This window comes from [Clostridium] symbiosum ATCC 14940, from assembly GCF_000466485.1.
GTDB lineage: Bacteria > Bacillota > Clostridia > Lachnospirales > Lachnospiraceae > Otoolea > Otoolea symbiosa.
The window spans coordinates 1-4886 of record NZ_KE992807.1 but is presented as its reverse complement, the minus strand read 5'-3'; the positions used below and the strand labels follow the sequence as shown (position 1 = coordinate 4886).

Here is a 4886-nt window from a genome sequence, read left to right as displayed (position 1 = left end):
CCCCCTGCCATATCGGCGGGGGACGGGATACGTCAGATAACTGATAAAAATTAGGAAGATACCTGTTGAGGATGAAAAGTATGACAGTTTACGCACTATGTTACGCAGCCGCATGGCTGTTTGCAAAGAGCGGCCATTTCTATCTGTCCGGTGCCGGACTGATAGGGGCAGCCCTATATCTTTACTTAATGGACTATAAAAGAACAGAGAATATGCTGAATCTGCGGGGGCTTTTTTCGCTCTCCTGGGTCGGCGGACAGGGACTGGCATGCTTAAAGCTCAGCCGTCTGGGCGCCGACTGGCCGGCAATGACCTGGCTCTGCTTTCTGGCGGCATTTGCCGGCTTCTACGCAGTGTTCTGGTTTCTGGAACATTATATCGGCACGGAACGTGTAAGCCCGATGCGGTTTAACGCGTTTGGAAATTATGAACAGTCCGTCTTTTTCTGTGCCTGCGGCCTGACGGCAGTATCCGTTGGCTGTTTCCTGATTGAGGCGGCGGCGCTGGGATATGTGCCTCTGTTTGTCAGAGGCGTGCCCCATGCATATTCGGCCTTCCATCTGACCGGGATCCATTATTTCACGGTTTCATCTGTTCTGGTGCCATCGCTGTGCGTCATCTATTACTGCATCAACAGAGGAAGGAACAGAGCGGGAAGCGCAATCATAGCCGTGCTGGGCCTGATTGCCCTGGCCATACCGATTCTGTGCGTCTCCAGGTTCCAGCTGATTTTTGCGGTAATCCTGGCTGTGCTGACCTATATTCAGATGGACAGCAGGCTGAACCTGCTTTATGCGGTTTTTGCCCTGGCGGCATTAGTGCTTCTTTATCTCCTGCTGACAGTGGCCAGAAGCCATGATGTGACGTATTTGAATGCTGTTTTTGAAATGAAGAACGGGAATATGCCGATTTTTATCACGCAGCCTTATATGTATGTGGCTAACAATTATGACAATTTTAACTGTCTGGTAGAGGAACTGGGAAGCCATTCCTGGGGACTCAAGATGCTGGCGCCGCTGTGGACTCTGTCAGGACTCAAATTTAAATTTCCCGGTCTGGTGAATTTCCCTTATTTCGTCAATAAGGAGGAACTGACCACTCTGACTGTATTCTATGACGCCTACTATGATTTTGGAATCATTGGTGTGCTGGGACTTTCCTGTATACTGGGGGCCTTGGCTTTCTATATGATGCAGGCGATGAAGAAGGTACGCAATCCGATTATGTATCTGTTCTATTCCCAGATTGCGATCTATATGATGCTGTCTTTCTTCACAACCTGGTTCAGCAATCCGACAACCTGGTTTTACCTGGCGGTTACGGGAGCAGCCGCGTTTGCCGTGTCCAGGCGATGGGGCACAATAAAATAAAGAAAAGGGGATAAAAGTGATGATTTCAAAAAAGATGATACCGCTTATGCAGAATAACTCTGCAATCAGAATGATGTTTGAAGAAGGAAAGAAGCTTGCCGCGATCCACGGACAGGAGAATGTATTTGATTTCAGCCTGGGCAATCCCAGCGTTCCGGCGCCGGAAGAAGTAAATCAGGCAATTAAGGATATAATAGAGGAAGAGGATTCTCTTTTTGTACATGGGTATATGTCCAATGCAGGATATGAGGATGTGCGCGAGACCATCGCAGAGTCGCTGAACCGGCGGTTTAATACGTCATTTGGTTCCTCAAATATTCTGATGACCGTAGGTGCGGCCAGCGGCCTGAATGTAATTTTAAAAACACTCTTAAATCCTGGCGAAGAGGTTATCACATTTGCCCCGTATTTTGTGGAATATGGCTCCTATGTGCGGGGATACGACGGAGAACTTGTCGTCGTGTCTCCGAATACCGTGGATTTCCAGCCGAATCTGCAGGAGTTTGAGGAGAAAATAAACGGAAAGACAAAAGCCGTTATTATCAACACTCCCAATAACCCGACAGGTGTGATTTACTCGGATGAAACACTCAGAAGAATTGCAGCTATCCTGGAAAAGAAGGAAAAAGAGCTGGGAAGTTCCATTGTCCTCATATCAGATGAGCCGTACCGCGAACTGGCTTATGACGGGGCCACGGTTCCCTGGGTGACAAATTATTACCATAATACCGTTATCTGCTACTCCTACAGCAAGTCTTTATCCCTCCCGGGAGAGCGGATTGGATATCTGGTAATTCCGGATGAGATGGAAGACAGCAGAGATGTGATTCAGGCTGCCACCATCGCCAACCGCGTGCTGGGCTGTGTCAACGCCCCGTCCCTGATGCAGAGGGTGATTAAGCGCTGCGTTGACGCCGAAGTGGATGTGGCGGCATATGACAGGAACAGAAATCTCCTGTATAACAGCCTGAAGGATTATGGCTTTGACTGCATCAAGCCGGAAGGCGCTTTTTATCTCTTTGTGAAATCACCGGTGGAGAATGAAAAGGAATTCTGTGAGACGGCGAAGCAGTATAATGTGCTGGTAGTGCCGGGAAGTTCCTTTGCCTGTCCGGGTTATGTGAGGATTGCATATTGTGTTTCGTACGATAAGATTGAGCGCTCCCTGCCGGCATTTAAAAAGATAGCGGAGCATTACCATTTAATTTAAGCTGACAGTTAACAATTATTTGTGATTCAGTATTCATCTGTCATTCAGTGTAAGCCGGAATCTGACGGCTTTAGGAGGTGTTTCTGGTTGGAGGATGCAAAAAGATTTCTCAGAATGATATTAAACATTTTAATTCCTCTGGCGGGTCTTTGTATTGTGTGTTTTCTTGGTCCAAAGCTGCTGGGATTTTTCATGCCGTTTGTAATCGGGTGGATTATTGCGCTGATTGCAAATCCCCTTGTTAAGTTCCTTGAACGCCATTTAAAGCTGGTGCGCCGCCACGGTTCCATGGTGATAATCGTGGGTGTTCTCATCCTTGTCATAGGTCTGTTATATCTGGCAGTCGTGTGGACCTACACGGAGATGGCAGGATTTGTGAAGGATCTGCCGTTGCTGTATGACAATGCGCTGAGTGAGATCACGGAAGCCATTGAGAACAGCAGGAAGCTGGTCACTTATCTGCCGGACAGCCTCCAGAAACCGCTTCTTGAAATCTCCGATAATTTGGGAGGAACCATCGGTGCGCTGTTCTCCAAAGCAGCGGCTCCCACAGTGGAGATTGCGGGAAATGTGGCAAAAGGCATTCCGAACGTCATGGTGAACACAGTCATCATGATTTTGGCATCCTATCTGTTCCTGGTGGAGCGCGATAAGATTCTGCGCGGCTTGAAGGCCGTGCTGCCGCCATTCGTGTTCCGGTATGTGGACTATCTGAAGAAGGACGCGAGAGGGCTGATAGGCGGCTATTTTCTGGCACAGTTCCGAATCATGTTTGTCGTGGCGGCTATCCTGGCGGCAGGTCTTATGATATTGGGAGTCAAATACAGTCTGGTGCTTGCCGTGCTGATAGCGGTTCTGGATTTTCTGCCGATTTTCGGAACAGGGACCGTTCTGCTGCCCTGGGCGGTCGTAAAACTGTTTTCGGCAGAATATCCGTATGCGGCCGGTCTGATTCTGATATATATCACAACGCAGGTCGTGCGGCAGATTATCCAGCCGAAGATTGTGGGAGATTCCATGGGGCTGCCCCCGCTGATTACGCTGTTCCTGCTCTATATGGGGTACAAAGTGAAAGGAATCGCAGGTATGATCCTGGCTGTGCCGATTGGTCTTATATTTATTAATTTTTATAAATACGGGGCCTTTGACTCTATGATTGAGAACACGAAGATGCTGATAAAAGAAGTGGATAAATTCCGAAAAGGAGAATAAGGCCTGTAAAGGTTACTGTGAAAGAGCCATTGCGCCAGAAGGAATGAATAACCTACTTGGACAATGGCTTTTTTTGAAGGCGGTGCTCTGTGCGCGGAGCGTGCAGGTTATCGACTGACGTCCGTCCTTCCGGTCTCTTGCCGGATTTTGGATTTTCACCGAAGTTTTTTTTGTATGCCCGAAGGAAAGCGGCATAGTTGCGGAAGCCGCAGCGGAAACAGACCTCGGTTACCGGCAGGTTACGGCCCAGCAGTTCCTTGGCCATCAGGAGGCGCTTCTCATTTATGTAGCTGTTGATGGTATAACCAGTTTCCTGTTTGAAGAGACGCATCATATGGAATTTACTCAGGAAAAACCGGGAGGCCAGACTGTCAATTGTGAAGTCGGCGGAAGGATTTTCCGAGATATAGCGCATGATTTCCAGAACCTTTTCGCTGCTGGGGCTGGTGCTTACATATTCCAGATGGCTCCCGGACGCAGCCCGGTTCAGATGGATCATAAACTCCAGAAAAAGAATACGGCAGTACAGTTCTTTGGCATAGCCGTCTTCCCGGCATGCTTTTTCAAGGCGGATCAGGCTTTCATAGAGAGAGCTGATTTTCAGGGAACTGATCCGAAGCACATCGGAGCAGTGTTCCCTGGCGTCTTTAAAGCAGCGGCTTAAGTCGCAGTTCTCGGTGCGGAAACTGTCCACGTAACCGGGAGAGAGGTATACGACGATCCGCTCATAGACATCCCCGGAACGGAGCAGCGGCTTATGAATGGAATGGTGGCCGACCAGAACGATGTCGTATGGGTTCAGGTGATAGGAACGGCCCTCTATGACATAATCCACATCTCCGCGGAGAAAAATCAGGATTTTATCAAAGTCATGGTAATGATAGGAGATATCGCCGGGGAGACAGGCTGAGAGATGGAACAGCCGGAATTCCCGATCCAGATAGCCTCGTTTTTCGTAAGAATCCATAGGCAGGCAGCCTCCTTTCGTGAGCTTGATGTGATTCGCATGGTAATATCATTATAGGTAACAGTTCGGACGGGGGGGGCAGTTGCTAAAGCATAATGGAGATTTAGTTAAGCAGGTGAGGACGCCG

General features: G+C 48.8%; 4 protein-coding genes. 3 read left to right on the top strand and 1 reads right to left on the bottom strand.

The window, feature by feature from the left end:
• The first annotated feature begins 80 nt into the window (after positions 1–80).
• From CLOSYM_RS02240 to ytvI, 3 genes are all read left to right on the top strand, one after another.
• A complete protein-coding gene (locus tag CLOSYM_RS02240; RefSeq protein ID WP_044902063.1) occupies positions 81–1370 on the top strand; it encodes an O-antigen polymerase in 1290 nt (429 codons plus the stop codon).
• A gap of 19 nt (positions 1371–1389) precedes the next feature.
• Positions 1390–2580 (top strand): pyridoxal phosphate-dependent aminotransferase, encoded by a 1191-nt coding sequence (locus tag CLOSYM_RS02235; RefSeq protein ID WP_009295801.1) that lies wholly within the window; start codon positions 1390–1392, stop codon positions 2578–2580.
• Between the two features lie 87 nt (positions 2581–2667).
• Positions 2668–3792: a sporulation integral membrane protein YtvI gene (gene ytvI, locus CLOSYM_RS02230; protein ID WP_003499553.1), complete on the top strand. Its 1125-nt coding sequence runs from the start codon at positions 2668–2670 to the stop codon at positions 3790–3792.
• A gap of 52 nt (positions 3793–3844) precedes the next feature.
• On the opposite strand, the gene CLOSYM_RS02225 is transcribed toward ytvI, so the two are convergent.
• Entirely contained in the window at positions 3845–4759 is a 915-nt protein-coding gene (locus tag CLOSYM_RS02225) for an AraC family transcriptional regulator (RefSeq protein WP_044902062.1), read from the bottom strand.
• Between the last annotated feature and the right edge of the window lie 127 nt (positions 4760–4886).